Below are 363 nucleotides of genomic sequence, written 5' to 3' on the forward strand. Positions count from 1 at the left end.
GGGGATGCATACCCCCCCCCCCCCAAGCCTTTTATTTCAAGGGTTTTAGCGGAATATTTTTTTAGACATTTCTGGCGATTCCAACACGCCAAGCGCTGTTTTTAGCTTAATCTCCTAAACATTTGTATATGATACAAATCACATTTTTCCCGCTTTTTGTACGTGATTTAGGCCAAATTTGGTACAAAGTGCGGAAGTTTTTCCCGAAAATGTTGTTCAAAATGGCAAAATTAACAACAAAAAGCGGAAATATCGTTCGCGCTGACTGCATCAAGCGCGGTGGAGATTCGAGATTTTTCGCCCTGAATGAGATGAACCTCAGCATCTTTGATGGTGATTCATCGAATGAAGAAGAAAAATCGA

It is taken from the genome of Gardnerella vaginalis, assembly GCF_001546455.1.
Classification (GTDB): Bacteria; Actinomycetota; Actinomycetes; order Actinomycetales; family Bifidobacteriaceae; genus Bifidobacterium; species Bifidobacterium vaginale_B.